19 protein-coding genes are annotated in these 19,260 nt (G+C 66.4%); 1 reads left to right on the forward strand and 18 read right to left on the reverse strand.

The window, feature by feature from the left end:
• Positions 1-36: 36 nt before the first annotated feature.
• From uvrC to CH292_RS23030, 11 genes are all read right to left on the reverse strand, one after another.
• On the reverse strand, positions 37-2,163 hold the full coding sequence (gene uvrC, locus CH292_RS22980; RefSeq protein WP_094655878.1) for an excinuclease ABC subunit UvrC: 2,127 nt from the start codon (positions 2,161-2,163) through the stop codon (positions 37-39).
• A 41-nt stretch (positions 2,164-2,204) separates the two neighbouring features.
• Entirely contained in the window at positions 2,205-2,660 is a 456-nt protein-coding gene (locus CH292_RS22985) for a PH domain-containing protein (RefSeq protein ID WP_019666365.1), read from the reverse strand.
• Positions 2,657-3,154: a 6,7-dimethyl-8-ribityllumazine synthase gene (ribH, locus tag CH292_RS22990; RefSeq protein ID WP_019666366.1), complete on the reverse strand. Its 498-nt coding sequence runs from the start codon at positions 3,152-3,154 to the stop codon at positions 2,657-2,659. The genes CH292_RS22985 and ribH overlap by 4 nt, the downstream gene beginning before the upstream one ends.
• A complete protein-coding gene (locus CH292_RS22995; RefSeq protein ID WP_094655819.1) occupies positions 3,151-4,404 on the reverse strand; it encodes a bifunctional 3,4-dihydroxy-2-butanone-4-phosphate synthase/GTP cyclohydrolase II in 1,254 nt (417 codons plus the stop codon). Before CH292_RS22995 ends, ribH begins: the two co-directional genes overlap by 4 nt.
• 81 nt (positions 4,405-4,485) lie before the next feature.
• Positions 4,486-5,100 (reverse strand): riboflavin synthase, encoded by a 615-nt coding sequence (locus tag CH292_RS23000; protein WP_037163099.1) that lies wholly within the window; start codon positions 5,098-5,100, stop codon positions 4,486-4,488.
• Between the two features lie 25 nt (positions 5,101-5,125).
• Positions 5,126-6,151 (reverse strand): bifunctional diaminohydroxyphosphoribosylaminopyrimidine deaminase/5-amino-6-(5-phosphoribosylamino)uracil reductase RibD, encoded by a 1,026-nt coding sequence (gene ribD, locus CH292_RS23005; protein WP_037142338.1) that lies wholly within the window; start codon positions 6,149-6,151, stop codon positions 5,126-5,128.
• Positions 6,151-6,828: a ribulose-phosphate 3-epimerase gene (gene rpe / locus CH292_RS23010; protein WP_019666370.1), complete on the reverse strand. Its 678-nt coding sequence runs from the start codon at positions 6,826-6,828 to the stop codon at positions 6,151-6,153. The genes ribD and rpe overlap by 1 nt, the downstream gene beginning before the upstream one ends.
• A 63-nt stretch (positions 6,829-6,891) precedes the next feature.
• Positions 6,892-7,227, reverse strand: a complete 336-nt coding sequence (locus tag CH292_RS23015) for an MmcQ/YjbR family DNA-binding protein (RefSeq protein WP_170949228.1) — start codon at positions 7,225-7,227, stop codon at positions 6,892-6,894.
• Between the two features lie 51 nt (positions 7,228-7,278).
• Positions 7,279-8,709 (reverse strand): transcription antitermination factor NusB, encoded by a 1,431-nt coding sequence (locus tag CH292_RS23020; RefSeq protein WP_027498523.1) that lies wholly within the window; start codon positions 8,707-8,709, stop codon positions 7,279-7,281.
• A 41-nt stretch (positions 8,710-8,750) separates the two neighbouring features.
• Positions 8,751-9,674 carry a methionyl-tRNA formyltransferase gene (gene fmt, locus CH292_RS23025; RefSeq protein WP_037181323.1) on the reverse strand — a complete coding sequence of 308 codons (924 nt, stop codon included), beginning with the start codon at positions 9,672-9,674 and terminating at the stop codon, positions 8,751-8,753.
• A gap of 87 nt (positions 9,675-9,761) precedes the next feature.
• Entirely contained in the window at positions 9,762-10,415 is a 654-nt protein-coding gene (locus CH292_RS23030; protein ID WP_094655820.1) for a PadR family transcriptional regulator, read from the reverse strand.
• A gap of 158 nt (positions 10,416-10,573) precedes the next feature.
• On the opposite strand from CH292_RS23030, the gene CH292_RS23035 reads away from it, so the two are divergent.
• Positions 10,574-12,361 carry a GGDEF domain-containing protein gene (locus tag CH292_RS23035; RefSeq protein ID WP_094655821.1) on the forward strand — a complete coding sequence of 596 codons (1,788 nt, stop codon included), beginning with the start codon at positions 10,574-10,576 and terminating at the stop codon, positions 12,359-12,361.
• Here CH292_RS23035 and CH292_RS23040 read toward each other — a convergent pair.
• The 7 genes from CH292_RS23040 to mihF form a co-directional block, all read right to left on the reverse strand.
• Positions 12,277-13,128 carry a cyclase family protein gene (locus CH292_RS23040; RefSeq protein WP_094655822.1) on the reverse strand — a complete coding sequence of 284 codons (852 nt, stop codon included), beginning with the start codon at positions 13,126-13,128 and terminating at the stop codon, positions 12,277-12,279. The genes CH292_RS23035 and CH292_RS23040 overlap by 85 nt on opposite strands.
• Before the next feature lie 92 nt (positions 13,129-13,220).
• Positions 13,221-15,257, reverse strand: coding sequence for a primosomal protein N' (locus CH292_RS23045; protein WP_179278057.1), 2,037 nt, complete (start codon positions 15,255-15,257; stop codon positions 13,221-13,223).
• Positions 15,254-16,471 carry a methionine adenosyltransferase gene (gene metK / locus CH292_RS23050; RefSeq protein WP_019666379.1) on the reverse strand — a complete coding sequence of 406 codons (1,218 nt, stop codon included), beginning with the start codon at positions 16,469-16,471 and terminating at the stop codon, positions 15,254-15,256. The genes CH292_RS23045 and metK overlap by 4 nt, the downstream gene beginning before the upstream one ends.
• Before the next feature lie 99 nt (positions 16,472-16,570).
• A complete protein-coding gene (coaBC, locus tag CH292_RS23055; RefSeq protein ID WP_094655823.1) occupies positions 16,571-17,845 on the reverse strand; it encodes a bifunctional phosphopantothenoylcysteine decarboxylase/phosphopantothenate--cysteine ligase CoaBC in 1,275 nt (424 codons plus the stop codon).
• A 22-nt stretch (positions 17,846-17,867) separates the two neighbouring features.
• Complete coding sequence (gene rpoZ, locus CH292_RS23060; RefSeq protein WP_019666381.1) at positions 17,868-18,173, reverse strand: DNA-directed RNA polymerase subunit omega; 306 nt, start codon at positions 18,171-18,173, stop codon at positions 17,868-17,870.
• Between the two features lie 64 nt (positions 18,174-18,237).
• Positions 18,238-18,834 (reverse strand): guanylate kinase, encoded by a 597-nt coding sequence (gene gmk / locus CH292_RS23065; protein ID WP_019666382.1) that lies wholly within the window; start codon positions 18,832-18,834, stop codon positions 18,238-18,240.
• An 18-nt stretch (positions 18,835-18,852) separates the two neighbouring features.
• Positions 18,853-19,173: an integration host factor, actinobacterial type gene (mihF, locus tag CH292_RS23070; RefSeq protein WP_019666383.1), complete on the reverse strand. Its 321-nt coding sequence runs from the start codon at positions 19,171-19,173 to the stop codon at positions 18,853-18,855.
• Between the last annotated feature and the right edge of the window lie 87 nt (positions 19,174-19,260).

Here is a 19,260-nt window from a genome sequence, read left to right on the forward strand (position 1 = left end):
CGTGAACGTCGTCGTCCTGCCGAACATCCGGTTCGCTCACGTCGCAACCTGCCCTGTCGAAGTCGTCTCCTGCCGATCTTCCCCCACCGGCGCCGTCGATGCCGACATATCGCCCTCGACCTCGGCCGACGACCCTTCGCCTGCGGCTGCCCCCGTCGCGGTGACGCCGGCGTCGGCGTCACCTGCCCCCAGTGCGTCCAGGACTGCCTTGGCGGTGGTGGCTCCGATTCCCGGGACCTCGACGATGTCCTCCACCGTCGCCTGTTTGAGTTTCGCGACGGAGCCGAAGTGCGTCACCAGCGCCGTCCGTCTGGTCTCGCCGAGACCCTTCACCGAATCGAGCGCCGACGCGGTCATCCTTCTGGACCGCTTGCTGCGGTGGAACGTGATGGCGAACCGGTGCGCTTCGTCCCGAACCCGCTGGAGCAGGTACAGCGACTCGCTGGTTCGAGGAAGGATCACCGGATCGGATTCGCCGGGAACCCACACTTCCTCCAGACGCTTCGCCAGGCCGACCACTGCGACGTCGGTCACACCCAACTCGTCGAGTACCTCGGACGCGGCAGCGACCTGCGGTGCTCCGCCGTCGACGACGAACAGGTTGGGCGGATACGCGAACCGTCGCGGACGCCCGGTCTGCGGATCCAACGCGGCCTCCGGCGACAGGTCGCCCCCGGATTCGTTGCCCGAGGCATCGGAGCTGTGGCGCAGGAATCGTCGGCGGGTGACCTCGGCGATGCTCGCGACGTCGTCGGAATGCCCGTCTCCTGCGGCTTCCTTGATCGCGTAGTGCCGGTAATCGCTCTTGCGCGGCAACCCGTCCTCGAAGACGACGAGCGACGCGACGACATCGGTGCCCTGAACGTGCGAGATATCGATGCACTCGATGCGCAGCGGCGCGGAATCCAGATCCAGCGCCTCCTGAATACCCTGCAGCGCGGCGGATCTCGATGTGAAGTCACCGGCTCGCTTCAACTTGTGCTGTTGCAGAGCTTCTTTCGCGTTTCGTTCGACGGTTTCCGCGAGCGCCTTCTTGTCTCCTCGCTGCGGAACCCTCAGCTGCACGTTCGATCCGCGCAGCTCGCTCAGCCACTGCTGCACCTCGTCCGCGTTGCCCGGTAGTACTGGGACCAGCACTTCCTTCGGGACCGCGTTGGCTCCCGCGTCGTCGACGCCGGGAGTGCGCGAGGACAACGCTGCTTCCTGGCCGTAGAACTGGGTGAGGAACTGCTCGACCAGAGCCGGAAGGTCGGACTGATCGTCGGCCACCGTCTCGATGACCTCACCCGCCTTCTCCACGACCCATCCGCGCTGTCCGCGGACTCGGCCGCCGCGTACGTGGAAGACCTGCACCGCAGCCTCCAGCGGATCGGTCGCGAAGGCCACCAGGTCGGCGTCGGTTCCGTCACCGAGCACCACAGCCTGCTTCTCCAGTGCCCGCTTCAAGGCGCCCACGTCGTCGCGGAGTCGAGCAGCGGATTCGAAGTCCAGATTCTCCGACGCGTCCTGCATCTTCTTCTCCAGCTGCCGAACCAGCTTGTCCGTCTTGCCGGACAGGAAGTCACAGAAGTCCTCGACGGTGCGTCGGTGCTCGTCGGCCGACACGCGTCCGGTGCACGGCGCGGAACACTTGTCGATGTAGCCGAGCAGACACGGGCGACCGATCTGCTTGTGCCGTTTGAGAACTCCTGCCGAACAGGTACGGGCCGGGAACACACGCAACAACAGATCGAGAGTCTCGCGAATTGCCCACGCGTGTGCGTAGGGACCGAAGTATCGGACGCCCTTGCGCCTGGGTCCGCGGTAGACGAACAGACGCGGATACTCCTCGTTCATCGTGACCGCAAGCATCGGGTAGCTCTTGTCGTCGCGGTACCGAACGTTGAATCGAGGATCGAACTCCTTGATCCAGTTGTACTCGAGCTGCAGCGCCTCGACCTCGGTCGTCACCACGGTCCATTCGACGGATGCCGCCGTGGTGACCATCTGGCGAGTGCGCGGGTGCAGGGACGCGACGTCCGCGAAGTACGAATTGAGGCGGCTTCGAAGGCTTTTGGCCTTGCCCACGTAGATCACGCGTCCGTGAGGATCACGAAATTTGTACACGCCGGGCTCCACCGGGATGGTTCCGGTTGCCGGGCGATATGTAGCTGGGTCGGACACGGTGTCCAGGTTAGCCGCAGCCACCGACCGGCTTCGGCGAGCTAGCGGTCCGAGCCCGCATACTTCGCTTCCAGGCTGCGGAAGGACCGGACCGCGGCGACCGCGTGATCCCGATCGTTCGACTGGATGGCCATCACCGGAATGAACTCGTCGTCCGGGATGTCCACCCGCGCCCACATCGCCCCGTCGGGGAAGGACAGACCGCGAACGAGGTCCCATTCGATCAGACGCTCGGACAGGATGTTCCTGACCGCAACGCCCTTCTTGCCGACCCGCACGCGTGGGCGCGTCAACAACAGTGCGATACCGGCCAACAACACACCGATGCCGGCCAACGCCAGCTGATCGGCAGTGCGGAAGTACACCCCGGTGGGCGAGATCCGCAGCAGGATCGCCACGGTGGTGTGTGCCACCACCAGCAGAACAGCGGCAGCAATCGCGTAGCGCGCGGACTTCTTGGACCGGACCTCGAGATCCCAGCCTGCGTTCTCCGTCATCGAAATTCCTGGTTCGTCCACGGTTGCCGCAGATGCTTCAGGGTCAGCGCGGTGTCGATCGCCGCCGCAGCGGCCTGCCCGCCCTTGTCCTCCTTCGACCCGGGAAGCCCGGACCGATCGAGAGCCTGCTGCTCGTCGTCCGTCGTCAACACTCCGTTGGTCACGGGAGTGCTCTCGTCGAGCGACACCCGCGTCAGACCGGCCGTGACGGCGTCGCACACGTACTCGAAATGCGGTGTTCCGCCCCTGATCACCACGCCGAGAGCAATCACCGCGTCGTGGTCACGGGCCAAGGTCTGCGCGACGACAGGAAGCTCGATCGCCCCCGCCACTCGAACGACGGTGACCTCGGTGACACCGGCTTCCTCGACCTTTCTGCGTGCGCCGTCGAGCAGAGCCTCGGAGATGGTGCGATGCCACTGACCGGCAACGATGGCGACCTTCAGATCACCTGCGCCCTCGAGTTGTAGTTGTGGTTCGCCTTCCCCGCTCATGAATGCTGCCCCTTCTCGTATTCGTCGAGTCCGGCCAGGTCATGGCCCATGCGGTCGCGCTTGGTGCGTAGGTAGGTCAGGTTCTCCGCGTTCGCCCGCAGCGGCATCGGGACGCGCTCGGTGACGTGCAGTCCGTATCCGTCGAGACCGACTCGCTTGGCTGGATTGTTCGTCAGCAGGCGCATCGAGGAGATGCCGAGATCCACCAGAATCTGAGCACCGATTCCGTAGTCCCGCGAATCGGCTGGAAGTCCGAGCTGAAGGTTTGCGTCGACGGTGTCCGAACCTGCGTCCTGCAGCTGGTACGCCTGCAACTTGTGCAACAGCCCGATACCGCGGCCTTCGTGCCCTCGCATGTACAGCACGACGCCTCGGCCCTCGGTGGCGATCATGTCGAGCGCAGCATCGAGCTGAGGACCGCAGTCACACCGCAGCGAACCGAAGACGTCGCCGGTCAGGCACTCCGAGTGCACACGGACCAGGACGTCGCTGCCGTCACCGACCGGTCCGGCGATATCTCCGCACACCAGGGCGACGTGCTCCACCTCGTCGTAGACGCTCTGGTATCCGACGGCGCGGAAAGTGCCGTGAGCGGTGGGAATCCGAGCATCCGCGACGCGCACGACGTGCTTCTCGTGCTTGCGGCGCCACGCGATGAGATCGGCGATGGAGATGAGTGCGAGGTCGTGGTCGTCCGCGAAGACCCGCAACTCGTCGGTCTGCGCCATCGAGCCTTCGTCCTTCTGGCTGACGATCTCGCAGATGACTCCCGCAGGCCGCAGATCGGCCATTCGTGCCAAGTCGACGGCCGCTTCGGTGTGACCCGGTCGACGCAGAACTCCGCCGTCCTTCGCGCGAAGCGGAACCACGTGTCCCGGCCGGGTGAAATCGCCCGCGCCCGTCGTCGGATCCGCCAGCAGCCGCATGGTCGCAGCCCTGTCCGAGGCCGAGATTCCGGTCCCGATGCCCTCCCGGGCGTCGACCGTCACCGTGTAGGCCGTGCCGTGCTTGTCCTGGTTGGTCGCGTACATGGGAGGAAGACCCAGGCGGTCGCAATCGTCACCGGACAGCGGTACACAGAGGTACCCCGAGGTGTACCGCACCATGAACGCGACGAGTTCCGGCGTCGCCTTCTCGGCCGCGAAGATGAGGTCGCCCTCGTTCTCGCGATCCTCGTCGTCGACCACGACCACAGCTTTACCTGCGGCGATGTCCGCAACCGCTCGCTCGATACTGTCGAACCTTGTCACGTCCTACGCTCCATACGTCTTGTTCACACCCCAGACGAATTCAGGCATGAATACTTCGTCAACAGTAACTTTCCGGCATTCCTACTCGGCGGCGAGGGTCTGCAGCCGTTCGACGTATTTGGCGATCACGTCGACCTCGAGGTTCACCGGCGTCCCGACGTCCGAACTACCCAGCGTCGTCAGGTCGAGCGTCGTCGGAATGAGCGAGATCTCGAACCAGTGCCCGCCGCCGTCGTCGCGACCGAGCGCCGACACCGTCAGCGACACCCCGTCGACGGTGATGGAGCCCTTCTCGACGACGTACCGCGCGACCGAGGTGGGCATTGCGATCCGGACGACCGTCCAGTTCTCCGAAGGAGATCGGTTCACCACCGTCCCGGTGCCGTCGACATGACCCTGAACCAGGTGACCACCCAGCCTGCTGTTCAGTGCTGCCGCACGTTCCAGATTGACCCGGCTGCCCACCTCCAAGCGCTGCAAGCTGGACCGGTTCAACGTCTCCTGCATCACGTCGGCCGTGAACGCGCCGTCGGCCAGCACGTCGACGACCGTCAGGCACACACCGTTCACGGCGATCGAATCACCGTGCCCTGCATCCGACGTGACGATCGGACCCTTCACCGTGAAGCGGGCGGCATCGGTCAGATCGTCCTTGCCGACGATCTCGCCGAGTTCCTCGACAATCCCAGTGAACATCAGATCTCCACTCTCTCGTTTCCGGTCACTTCTGCAGCTTCACCGCGCTGACGACCACGTCGGTTCCCAGTGGGACGACACTCTCGATCGAGAACCGCAGGGCGTCGGAAATTGTTCCGACGCCTGCATTCTCCACCGCCGAGGTCCCCGAACCGAGTACGACGGGAGCGATGTACGCCACGATGCGGTCGACGACACCTGCGGCGAGAAAAGCGCCGGCCAGGGTCGGCCCACCCTCGACCAGGACGTCGGTGTACTCGCCGAGCGCGTCGACGACGTCGTGCGGATCGTGCGATCGGACGAAGATCGTGCGTGTGTGGTCGCCGCGGATGCGCGCCTCGGGAGGGATGTCACGATGGCCGACGACGACGCGGACGGGTTGGTGCGGTGCGGAGCTTCCGTCGGGAAGCCGGGCCGTGAGCAGCGGATCGTCCGCGATCACGGTTCCGGTCCCGACGACGATTGCGTCCAGAGTCGCGCGCTGCGCGTGTACGTGCGCGCGAGCGTCGGGTCCGGTGATCCACTGACTCGTGCCGTCCTGCGCTGCGCTGCGGCCGTCGAGACTCGCCGCGTACTTCAACGTGATGTGGGGGCGTCCGGTCCGTTGCTTGTGCAGCCACGGACGCAAGGGACCGCGCTTCACGGCGTCGGACTCCAACCCGGACGAGACGTCGACGCCTGCCTCGGCGAGCGTGCCTGCTCCCCCTTCGGCAAGAGGGTTGGGATCGGCCACCGCATAGACGACACGACGAACGCCTGCCGCGATCAGCGCCTGCGAGCACGGACCGGTCCGACCGGTGTGATTGCACGGTTCGAGCGTGACCACTGCCGTTCCGCCGCGTGCGCGTTCACCGGCTTCCGCAAGAGCGACCACCTCGGCGTGCGGACCCCCGGGCGGCCGCGTCGCCCCGGTCCCCACGACGACCCCGTCGGCGTCGAGGATGACGGCTCCGACCGGCGGATTGGGACTGGTCGACCCCCTGGCCGTTTCCGACGCGGCGATGGCGAGCGCCATGGCGGCGGTCTCGCTCACAGCGGCGCCGGATGTCATCAGTGTGCGAGGTGGTGCGACGCCCCGGCTGCACGGTCGCGCAACGCGCGCACGGTCGCTGCGGGATCGGCTGTGCCGTACACGGCGGACCCGGCGACGAAGCAGTCGACGCCGGCGTCCGCGGCCTGCTCGATGGTGTCGGCATTGATGCCGCCGTCGATCTCGACGACCAAGGTCAATTCGCCGGAGTCGACGAGATTGCGTACCGTGCGAGCCTTGCTCAGCACCTCGGGCATGAACGACTGTCCGCCGAAGCCCGGCTCGACGCTCATGACGAGCAGCGTGTCGAAATGCCGAAGTATCTCGAGGTACGGCTCGATCGGGGTGCCGGGCTTCACGCTCAGGCCTGCTTTGGCTCCCGCTGCACGGATGTCCTTCGCGACGGCAATGGGATCGTCCGTCGCCTCCGCGTGGAACGTGACGTTGTAGGCACCCGCCTCCGCGTACGGCGGCGCCCACCGAGCCGGATCCTCGATCATCAGATGGCAATCGAGGGGTATGTCGGTGGCCTTGACGAGACTCTGGACGACGGGAAGGCCGAGCGTCAGATTGGGAACGAAATGCGCGTCCATGACGTCGACGTGGAGCCAGTCGGAGCCTGCGACGGCCTCTGCTTCCTCCCCCAGACGGGCGAAGTCGGCGGAGAGGATGGACGGAGCGATCATCGGAGCTGCCACGATGAGACAGCTTAAAGGGTCGGCCGCCGGGCTCCCGCGGCGCGTGATTTCTCCGTGCCCGATTCAGAGCCGCTTCAGGGCCCGCTTGGGGGCCTTCGCTCGCCACGCTTCGGTGAGCAGCTCCTGCACTTCAGTGGCGTCCGCCCGGTCCAGGTCCACGATGATCGAGCCGTGCCCGTCGTAGTGATCCGTGGTGTAGTACGCGGAGCCGGGCGAGGCCAGCAGAGCTTCTTTCTCTTCGAGGCTGCACATGACGACCACGCCGCCCTCTGCTTCGGCCCGTAGACGGGCTATCAACTTGTTCGCCACCTTCAACGCGGGAGTGTTGTAGGACGTCGACTCCTCGGTCTCCGGAAGGGTCGCGGCGAACGAGACGAGGTCTTCCCATGCAAGTGCCATGGGAACAGTGTCGACCATGTCCGGCCGCGACACTTGGAGGAATGCGCAGCGTCAGTCCAACGGTCGACGAAGCGCAGCGAGGAACATCGCGTCCGTTCCGTGGCGGTGCGGCCACAGCTGCGCCGACGCACCGTCACCGAGCTGTGGAACGTCGGGCAGGAGCTGGTGGGTGTCCAGCTGCCGAGCGCCGTATCGGCGCACCGCGTCCGCGACGACGGCCGTGGTCTCGGACAGGTGCGGCGAACAGGTCGAATACACGACGACGCCGCCCGGCCGTACCAGCTTCAGTGCGGAGGCGAGCAGTTCCTTCTGCAACGCCACCAGCCCCGCCAGGTCGGACTGCGTGCGACGCCACCGCGCCTCGGGCCTCCGGCGCAGCGCTCCGAGTCCGGTGCAGGGCGCATCGACCAGGACGCGGTCGTATCCGCCGTCGAGACCCGGGTCCCGGCCGTCCACGACGTGAACGGTGACCGGGAGCCCCTTCGTCGTCTTCGACACGAGGTCGGCACGGTGCGGGGTCGGTTCGACGGCGTCGACACGGGCGCCGTCGATCTCGGCGATCGCCCCGAGCAGAGCCGCCTTGCCTCCGGGACCTGCACACAGGTCCAGCCAGCGTCCGCCGTCCTCGCCCTCGATCGGTGCCAGCGTCAGCGCGCGCGCCACCAGTTGGCTGCCCTCGTCCTGCACACCGGCCAGGCCGTCTCGGACTGCGTCGAGCTTGCCGGGATCACCGCCGTCGAGATAGACGGCGTACGGCGAGTACTTGCCCTCTTCACCTCCGGTGACGAGGGCGAGCTCCTCGGCGGAGATCTCCCCAGGTCGTGCGACGAGATGGACTGCGGGCCTGGCATCGTCGGCGGCCAGCACATCCGCCAGTTCTGCGGCGTCCGCCCCGAGCGCGTCGGCGAAGGCCTGCGCGATCCACTTGGGATGCGCGTACTCGAACGCCAGATGTCCGACGGGATCCTTGTCTGCTGCGGGAGCGAGCTCGTCGACCCATCGATCGGCGGACTTCTCCGACACTCGCCGAAGCACGGCGTTGACGAATCCTGCCTTGCCGCTGCCGAACTCGGCCCTGGTCAGATCGACCGACGTCGCCACGGCAGCGTGGGGCGCCACGCGGGTACGAAGCAGTTGGTAAGCACCCAGCCTCAGGATGTCGAGCAGACCACCGTCTATCTCCGAAATCGCACGACCCGAACCGCTTTCGATGACCGAGTCGAGGAATCCTCGGGCTCGCGACGCTCCGTAGGCGAGTTCGGTCGCCAGGGCAGCATCACGCGTGTCGAGCTTGCGCTCGCGCAGCAGCCCAGGGAGCACGAGGTTGGCGTAGGCATCCCGCTCGCGTACCGCCTTCAGTACGTCTCTGGCGGCGAGTCGCGCAGGGTCGACAGGCGGGGTCGACCCCGGCCCTCCCCCACGATTCGGCCGGTTGCCCGCCCCCCGGCGGGATCCCGAGGTGCGCGTCGGCCCGTTGTTCACGTTGCCGCGTCGGCCTGCTCGGCCCTGGTTCTTCTCGGAGCTCACAGGGCAACCGCCGTTTCCGTCAGCCGGGCACCGCGCGCCCAGTCGAGTGCTTTCATGAGTTTCTTGCCCTGGGGTTGGACGTCGCCCAGAGCTACTGCGGTCGTTGCAGTCCCGACGAACACCCCGTCCTTGCGGACCAGGACGTGCCCGGCTTCGAGGCCCACGTCCGACACTGTGACCGGGGCTACTTTCAGCCGCACGTCTCCGATCGTCGTCCACGCACCGGGCGACGGGGTCACCGCGCGGACGTGCCGGTCGATCGACGCCGCCGAGGAGGTCCAGTCGATGCGCGCCGAGTCGACGGTGATCTTCGGTGCGTAGGACACGCCGTCTACCGGTTGCGGAACTGCGGAGGCCTCACCGGCCTCGATCGCGTCGAGAGTCGCTTCGAGCAGTACCGCACCACTGAGCGCGAGGCGGCCCAGCAGGTCGCCCGCCGAGTCGGTCGACCCGATGGTTTCGGTGACGACGCCCAGGACCGGGCCGGTGTCCATGCCTTCCTCGAGGAGGAACGTCGATGCGCCCGTCACGTCGTCGCCCGCGGAGATCGCTGCTTGAACCGGGGCCGCGCCCCGCCACGCGGGGAGCAGCGAGAAGTGCAGATTGATCCATCCGAACTTCGGTACGTTCAGCACCGGCCGCGGCAGCAGTGCTCCGTATGCGACGACCGGGCACACGTCGGGTTCGAGCGCGGTGAGAGCGTCGAGGAACTCCGGCTCCGACGGGCGCTGCGGCGTCAACACCGGGATCCCGTGTTCGTCTGCCAGCAGTCCGACGGGCGAGCGTCCGATCTTGCGTCCACGACCTGCGGCCGCATCCGGACGCGTGATCACCGCGACCACGTCGTGCCGATCCGACGAGATCAGTCGCGCCAGCGACGGAACTGCCGGGTCGGGCGTACCTGCGAACACAACGCGCACCAGAGGGCTCCCACGAATAGGTAGAACGGATTTCTCACGAACCACCCATTCTAGGGACCACCCACCGGGCACGAGCACGCCCGTCGATCATGCGTCGGACTCACCGGCGTGCGGTGTCTCCTCCTCGGCCAGAATTCGGTACAGGCGTCTGCGCGCATCGACGAGAACCTCGCTTGCGGCCGCGACCTGACTCGGCGTCCCGACCGCAGCGACCTGACCTGCGGCACCCATCAGCAATCCGATCAGACCCCGCAGGTCCATCGCATCACCTCCGACCGTTCCGCGTACGTCGTCCCACGGAGAACCCAGCTCCTCCCGGTGTTCGTCGACGAACGTCCGGCCGGTCTCGGTCAGGCGAGCCGTCTTGCGACCGTCGACCTTCTCGATCAGGACGAGACCCTCGTCCTCGAGCTGTGAGAGCGCGGGATAGATGGACCCCGGGCTCGGCTTCCACGCGCCCTCGCTCTTCGCGACGATCTGCTGGATCAGCTCGTACCCGTGCATCGGCGACTCGGCCAGGATCAGCAGGACTGCAGCTCGAACGTCACCGCGACGACCTCGTCCTCCGCGGCCGCGGCCGCGGCCGAGGTTGCCCGCAGGCCCGAAACCGCCGGGACCGAATCCACCGGGCCCGAAACCGCCGGGACCGAAACCGCCCCGATGATGGGGACCGCCCCGGTGATGCGGTCCCCCGCGCCGTGCGTGTCCGTGGACGTGCTCATGTTCGTAGAAATTTTCCATGTCCGTCTCCTTCTGTATCGTTTGGACGTATTGACGATATATCGCCAATACGTTTTCGGCAAGAGTGACTGTCGAGCAGTTCATTGGACGGCGGCCGACAGCTGCCACGAGCGGCTAGCCTGTTCGCACCGAGGTTCGTGTCGATACGAGGGGGCACCATGGCGAACTCACTGAGGAAGCGCGTGATCGCTTCCCTCGGTGCGGTCGCCCTCGTCGTGGCGCTCGCGAGTTCCGGACTTCTCCCCGACGCCGCGTCGGTCGCCCTCGACGACGCAGGCCAACTCGCCGGAGGGATCGCTGCCACCGTCGTGTGCTGGCGCACCGGTGGACGCCGATCCGGCGCACAGCGTCGGTGGCGCCTGCTGATGGCCGCCGGCATGGCGTGCTGGACCGGCGGGATGGTGATCTGGGCCCTCTACCGATCGGTGCTGGATGTGCCCTTGCCATCGCCGTCCTACGCGGACATCGGTTTCTTCCTCTTCCCCATCTTCGCGGTGCCCGCACTCCTGTCCGTGATGCGACGCGCGCCCCATCGCACGGAGTCGGGCAGCAGTTACCAGTGGCTCACGTCGGTTCTGGACGGTCTCGTCGTCGTCGGCTCGTTGTTCGTGATCTCGTGGGCGACGGTGCTCGGTCAGGTCGCCCGCTCGGACCGATCCGATTCGCTGCAGTTCCTCATCGCTCTCATGTACCCCATCACCGACCTCGTCCTCCTGGCCATGGTCGGATTGCTCGCCGTGATACCCCGCGTCCTGCGGCGTTACCGGGCTCAGCTCACCCTGCTGGGTGGGGGTCTGACATCGCTGGCCGTCTCCGACAGCCTGTACGCGTACCTGGTCGCATCGGGTGCAGACGAGATGCCGTTGATCGCCGACGCCGGTTTCATCGCCGGACCGGTCCTGATCGCGCTGGCGGCCTCGGCGCCGTCGGTCGTCGCGACGAGCACGGACCCCGAGTTCGCCCCAACACCGGCGCCCATCCGATCACCCGCGCCCATCCGATCACCCGGGCCCACCCGGCCACTCGAGCCCACCGAGTCGCTGCCCGGATCCGGGCACGACCGGACCCAGCTCCTGGTGCCGTACGCGCTGATGGCTCTGACCGGAGTGGCCGTGGCGCTGCAGCGGTTCACGAACGGGACCGTGGACCCTGTCGTCTTCGGTCTGTTTCTCGGCGTGATCGTGCTCGCGGTGGTGCGGCAGGTCATGACGCTCGTACAGAACGACGCGCTCCTGCGCACGCTGTACTCGACTCAGAACGAGCTGACCTATCGCGCCCACCACGACGGATTGACCGGTCTGCTCAATCGCTCCGCCTTCGACGAACACCTCGCCGCCGCCATCGAACGTCACAACGACAACGGCGATGTCGGAGTACTTCTGCTCGTCGACCTGGACGACTTCAAAGCGATCAACGACAGGCTCGGTCACGGAGCAGGCGATCGATCGCTGAAGACTCTGTCGGGTCGACTCGTGGATTCGGTGAACGCTGGAGAACACGGCGGAGTCGTCGCCCGATTCGGCGGCGACGAGTTCACCGTGCTCATCCCGGCATCCATCGATGCCGGCTGCACCACGGCCCGATCGATAGTGGACTCACTGCGAGAACCACAGGACATCGAGGGCCACGTCGTCTCCATCGGTGCCAGCGTCGGCGTCGTGGAACTCGACGTGTTCGAGCACTCCGTCACCGCTGACGCCCTGCTACGCAACGCCGATCGAGCGATGTACGAGGCCAAGAAGAACGGCAAGGCCGGAGTGTTCGCGTACGACTCCGACGGAACCCTCCGTATGGTCTACAACCTGTCGGTGCAGGGCGCGCCGTTCGACTGGTTCGGTCACGGGCGCGCCGCTGCGGACGCTCAGGGCAGCCGTGGAACCAGTCCGAATATCGTTGCCGGCGAACCGGATCCAGCCCGATTGATCGGACCACCGACCAGAACGTAGGCGCCGGTGGTGGGCAGCTGTTCCAGGTTGCGCAGATTCTCGAGGCTGATGCGATGCCTGTCGTACAGCTTCACCGACACCGGATAGGTGTCGTCGTTGCCGAGGTCGGGCCCGAAGGTGTCGGTTCCCAACGCACCTCGTTCCGCGAGACGACCCGTGTCGATGAGCCACTGCACTGCATCGACGGAGAACCCCGGCTGGTGAGTGACACCGTCGGCGTCGGCGTTCACGTACGCGTCTGTCCCCCAACGCGATTCCCACCCGGTCCACAGAACGACGGCGGCACCGGACGGAATTCGTCCGTTGGACGCCTCCCACTCCTGAAGATCGGCGATCGTCACCGCGTAGTCGGCGTTCGCCGCCGCCCTCTCCCGAATGTCGACCTTCACCGCCGGGAGAAACAGATCCTCCGGAACGAGCTGATCTGCCGTCAGGCCACCGTCCTGGAAATGAGCGGGTGCACCCCAATGCGATCCGGTGTGCTCACCCTCACGAACGTTCTGGAGGTAATAGCCGTCCTCGGCCACCGTCGCAGCCGTCTCGAGCACGAACTCCGGATCGCCGGGGAAGATCGGCGTCGTCGCCGGGTCGTTCACGTGCGAGAGCGACACGATCTTCAGCAGACGGTCCAGCGGTATTCCGAACCCCGGCAGATTCGACGACCCCGACCCCGGTGCCGCCTGCGCGACCGCAGGCCCGGCGAGTTTCGCACCTGCGACGACGGCCAAGCCCGTCGCGACACGTCTGATCAACTGTCTACGTTTCATTTCCCCGACCCCGCTCCGATGTACGACTCGATGTCCAGTCCGACTCGACTGTCGGTATGGACTCTAGGCGCTGAGGGGCGCTGATGGGAGCGTCAACCGATGCGGATCGGATCGATCTGTACGCGAACCGCTTCCGTGTTCTTCCGGGCGCTGCTGGCGGCTTGCGCGTCGGCGAGAGCACGCGCCAGCGCTCCGCCTGCACGACGAGGCACGCGGAGCAGTATTCGCTGTACGTCGCCGGGAAGTCGGTCCTCTCCCCCGCCCGCGGGCAGACGCTGCCCGTCGGGCAGTTCCACGGGCCCGAGGACTTCGGTCTCGGCCGGAAGTTCCGCAGATTCGACGAGCGCCGTGATCGCGGCTGTCGTTCCGTCGACCGCCGCGACGTGGACGGCGGGAGGAAAGCGAACGTCGACGCGCTCGTCCAACTCGCTTCGGGCGTGGCCGACCGGATCCCACCGCACCAACGCCTGAACGGTGGGCAGCTCGGATTCCGCGACCACGACCACCCTGCCGCCGTCGGCACCGGGGCGTACCAGCGCCGACGCCGTCATCCATCGTCTGAGGGTTTCCTCGGCCGCTCGGAGGTCCGCACGCCCGAGCAGTGCCCATCCGTCGAGCAGCAGCGCCGCCCCGTACCCGCCGCTGATCGTCGGTTCCGCACCCACCGTCGAGATCACCAGCGACGCACCGGCATCCACCGAGTCCAGGACAGCGCTTCCACCGGACGTGCGCACCGGAACACCCGGGAAGGCGCGGCCCAACTCCTCGGCGGTGCGGTGCGCGCCGATCACGACCGCACGCAGGGCCCTCGATCCGCACACAGCGCACTTGTGGTTGGTGTCCGCAGCTCCGCACCACCGGCACGTCGGGCTACCTGCTCCGTCGGCACCCGGCGCAGACGGCAACGCGAGCGGTCCGTTGCACCGTCGACATCGAGCGGGGTTGCGACACTTCGCGCATGCGAGCGACGGAACGTACCCGCCGCGCGGAACCTGAACCAGCACCGCCGTGTCGTTCTTCAGAGCGGTCCTCGCGGCGTCGAACGCGATGGCCGGCAGTCTCGCAGCACGCGCCCCCGGGTCACGTGCCAGCGCATGATCACTGTCCGCCAGCGCGACGATGTGCGGTTGCGCGGCCCGCACCGTCTCACGCGACGCCAACAGGTCGTGAGCCCACCCCGAGTCGACGAGGGCTTCGGCCTCGGCGGTGCGCGCATGCCCGGCGAGGACGACGCCGCACCCGGTGCCGTGCGCTCGGAGGAGCGCCACCTCGCGCGCATGGGGATAGGGCGAACGTGGTTCGGCGTACCCGTCGTCGCCGTCGTCCCACAGCACCATCAGGCCGAGGTTCTGCACCGGGGCGAACACGGCACTCCTGGTCCCGACCACTACGGACACGTCGCGCCGTAGCGCAGCGAGCCAGCGTCGATAGCGTTTCGCCGGGCCGAGCCCGGCCGACAGTGCCACCACCTGGTCGTCGCCGAGGACGGCCTGACACGCCGACGCCACTCGGTCCAGATCCCGCTGGTCCGGCACCACTACGACGACACTGCGACCCGACGTTGCCGTCACGGCCGCTATCTCCGCGATCCGCCGTGCCCAGTCCTCACCCGGCAGCGCCTGCCAGACCGCTCGGGGTCCACGGCCCGCCCTGAGAGCATCGACGAACGCAGCGCCGTGTGTGTACCTGTCCCACACAGAGGCGTCGACAACTGGGTGGTCGGCAGCGGTGGAGACGGCGGAGACATCCGGCAGCGGCTCCGATTCGACCTTGGCGTGACGTGGCGGGACGGCGAGCCTCAACACGTCGGCGCGCGTTCCTGCGTAGCGGTGCGCAACAGCGTCGACCAGCGTCGCGATCTCCGAGGTGAGGACACGTTCGGGTGAGACGACGCGATCGAGAAAGCCGAGTTTGCCGGTGTGGTCGCTCGTGGCGACACGCTCCACGATGTAGCCGTCGACCAGCCGGCCGGCAAAGCGAATACGCACTCGCACACCGGGATTCGCATCCTCCGAGAGCTCCGCCGGAACGAGGTAGTCGAATTCGCGGTCGAGATGCGGGAGCGGGAGAAGCGGCAACACCCGAGCTACGGGTAGCTCGGGTGCTGCCGCTTTCGGTGCGCTGCTCAGGCGAGTCCCGCGGCGGCGCGGAGCTTGTCTGCGCGGTCCGTCGACTCCCACGGCAGGTCGATGTCGGTTCGGCCGAAGTGGCCGTACGCGGCGGTCTGCGCGTAGATCGGTCGGAGCAGATCCAGATCGCGGATGATGGCGCCCGGACGTAGGTCGAACACCTCCGAGATCGCGGCCTGGATGCGAGCAGGATCGGTCTTCTCGGTTCCGAAGGTCTCCACGAACAGACCGACGGGTGCAGCCTTGCCGATGGCGTAGGCGACCTGTACCTCGATGCGGTCCGCAAGACCTGCCGCCACCGCGTTCTTGGCTACCCAGCGCATCGCGTACGCGGCGCTGCGGTCCACCTTGGACGGATCCTTGCCCGAGAACGCGCCACCGCCGTGCCGGGCCATGCCGCCGTAGGTGTCGACGATGATCTTGCGTCCGGTCAGGCCTGCGTCACCCATGGGCCCGCCGAGAACGAACTTGCCGGTGGGGTTGACCAGCAGCCGGACGTCGGAGGTGTCGAGGGACGGGACGTTCAGTTCCGCCAGGACCGATCCGAGCACCTTCTCGCGAATGTCCGGCGTCAGTAGGTTGTCGAGATCGATGTCCGCGGCGTGCTGCGTGGACACGACCACCGTGTCGAGACGGACTGCGTTGTCACCGTCGTACTCGATGGTGACCTGAGTCTTGCCGTCGGGACGCAGGTACGGCAGGACGCCGCTCTTCCGCACCTCGGTGAGTCGCCGAGAAAGCCTGTGCGCCAGAGCAATCGGCAGTGGCATGAGCTCAGGAGTGTCGGTGTTGGCGTACCCGAACATCAATCCCTGGTCGCCTGCGCCCTGACGGTCGATCTCGTCGTCGGACAACCCCTCGACACGCGCCTCGTGCGAGTGATCGACGCCCTGCGCGATCTCGGGCGACTGTGCGCCGATCGCCACGTTGACTCCGCAGGAGTTGCCGTCGAAGCCCTTCGCCGACGAGTCGTACCCGATCTCGAGCACCTTGTCGCGCACGATCTTGGGGATGTCCGCCCACGCCGTCGTATTGACCTCGCCGGCAACGTGAACCTGGCCCGTCGTGACGAGCGTCTCGACGGCCACGCGTGCACGAGGATCCTCCGTCAGCAGCGCGTCGAGGATCGAGTCGCTGATCGCGTCACAGATCTTGTCGGGGTGGCCCTCTGTTACCGACTCACTGGTGAAGAGCCGACTACCGGACTTACTCACGTGTTTCCTCTCGACGTGTCAAAAGCGTTCACTTCAGCCAAGCTGTATCTACAAATATTCGACACTAGTCGTGCACAGGATGCCTGTGCACCCTTGCAATCACGGCTGATTCGAACCCGTGCGATGTGTCGATTCCGTGCGCTGTGTCGAACCTGCGGACAGTATCGTGCCGACCGCGTCGAGGACGCGGCCTGCGAGCAAGGACTTGGATCCCTCACCCAGTGCGGACTCGGATCCGTCGGCGCCGAGCAACCATCCGTCGTTGTGGTCGACCTCGAACGCCTTGCCTTCGCCCACGGCGTTGACCACCAGTAGGTCGCATCCCTTGCGGGCCAACTTGGCCCTCGCGTAAGTCAGAACGTCGCCGTTCTCGTCACCGGTCTCCGCCGCGAACCCGACGATGACGGTGGAGGCGGGGATTTCGCCTGCTCGACGGGCGTCGACGAGGCCGGCGAGTATGTCGTCGTTCTTGACCAGAGGTATCGAATCGGGCTCGTTCGCGCCCTTCTTGATCTTGCTGCCGGCCACGCTGGCCGGACGGAAGTCCGCTACGGCGGCAGCCATGACGATCGCGTCCGCGTCGGGAGCGAACTTGCGAACCGCGGCCTGCATCTGCTGCGCCGTCTTGACTTCGACGACATCGACAGCGGCGGGGTCCGCCAGATTTGCGGTGTAGCCCGAGATCAAGGTCACATCCGCCCCACGCTGAGCGGCGACTCGCGCGAGCGCGTACCCCTGCTTGCCGGAACTCCTGTTCCCGAGGAACCGAACAGGATCGAGAGGTTCGCGCGTACCGCCCGCCGTGACGACGAGCGTGCGACCGCTCAAGTCACGAGGAAGCGCGTCCGCGCGCTCGGCGAGCAGAAGCGCGAGACCGTAGATTTCGTCTGGGTCGGGGAGTCTGCCTGCCCCCGTGTCGCGTCCGGTCAGCCGACCGGATGCGGGTTCGAGGACGGTGACGCCCCGACTGCGCAGCGTGTCGACGTTGGCGACGGTTGCCGGGTGCTCCCACATCTCGGTGTGCATCGCTGGAGCGAGCAGCACGGGACACCGAGCGGTGAGCAGAGTTGCAGTCAGGAGATCGTCTGCACGGCCGCCGGCGAGTCGAGCCATCAGATCCGCCGTTGCGGGCGCGACGACGACAAGATCGGCTTCCTTGCCGAGCCGGACGTGCGGCACCTCGGGCACGTCGGCGAAGACGCCGGTGTGAACCGGGCTGCCGGACAGAGCCTCGAACGTTGCGCGACCGACGAATTCCAACGCCGATTCCGTGGGCACCACACGAACGTGATGACCTGCCTCGGTGAAGCTACGAATGATGGAACAGCTCTTGTAGGCGGCGATTCCCCCGCCTACCCCGACGACTACGCGCAACGGACCCGGTCCTATTCGATTGTCATTCGCCTTCGGTGTGCTCGAGCAGATCTTCGTGGATCTCGCGGAGCGCGATCGACAGCGGCTTCTCCTGCAGACCCGGCTCGACGAGCGGGCCCACGTACTCGAGGATTCCGTCACCGAGCTGGTTGTAGTAGTCGTTGATCTGGCGTGCACGCTTGGCCGCGTAGATGACCAGTGCGTACTTGGACGACGTGCGAGCGAGGAGCTCGTCGATGGGAGGGTTGGTGATTCCGAGCGGCGTGTCGTAAGCCGGAAGTGCGCTACGCGCGTCGAAGTCGGAACCGGCCAGAGAACTACTGCTCACTATGAATCTCCTGAGTTGTACATCGTGTGTGCTGCGGAGCGCTTTCGTCGATTGCAGGCCGGGGTCAACCGACCGACGACCTACCGACCAACAAGGATACCAACTGAGCACAAGAATGGTCGACATCGGTATTGACAACCACCGTGTCGAACTCCTCCTGCGCAGCCAATTCGACCTTCGCCGTCTCGAGTCTACGTGCGGTGACCGCCGGATCCTCCGTCGCACGCGAGGTCAGGCGCTGGACCAGATCGTCCCACGTGGGCGGGGCCATGAACACCAGAGTTGCCTCCGGCTTCGACACACGTACCGCGCGTGCCCCAGCCAGATCGAGCTCGAGCAGAACGGGCTTGCCGTCCTCCAACGCCGCCTCCACCGGCGCGGCAGGCGTACCGGAACGATGCAGACCACTGTGCACACTCGCCCACTCGAGCAACTCGCCTGCCTCGATCATCCGGTCGAACTCGGCCGCTGTGACGAAGTGGTAGTCCTCGCCGTCGATCTCGCCGGGCCGCGGATCCCGCGTCGTCACCGACACGCTGAACCACAGTTCCGGAAGTTCACGTCGCAACACGCGAACGACGCTGGATTTGCCGACACCGGAGGGACCGGCCAGAACGATCAGCCGGCCCCTCCCGTGCGGTGACGCGTCACTGTCGGACACGTGCCGTACCTCCGTAGATCACGCTTCGAAATCGAATTTGGTCAACAAAGCCTTACGCTGACGATCACCGAGGCCCCGGATGCGCCTCGACGGTGCGATCTCCAACTCGGTCATCAATTCTTGAGCCTTGACCTTACCCACCTTCGGCAACGCCTCCAGCAGGGCCGAGACCTTCATCTTGCCGAGGATCTCGTCGGTCTCCGCATCCGCGAGAACCTGCTTCAGATCGGTCCCGCCTCGCTTGAGCCGCTCCTTGAGCTCGGCACGTACTTTTCGGGCTGCAGCCGCCTTCTCTAGCGCGGCGGCACGCTGCTCCGGCGTCAATTGGGGAAGCGCCACGATTCCTCCGTAACTCGTTCGTCGATGAACCGTGCACCTGTGGTCTCCCGGTGCACGTCGCTGCTGACAGACCAGCGGTAACCAGCA

The organism is Rhodococcus sp. 14-2470-1a (genome assembly GCF_002259425.1).
Taxonomy (GTDB): Bacteria; Actinomycetota; Actinomycetes; order Mycobacteriales; family Mycobacteriaceae; genus Rhodococcoides; species Rhodococcoides fascians_E.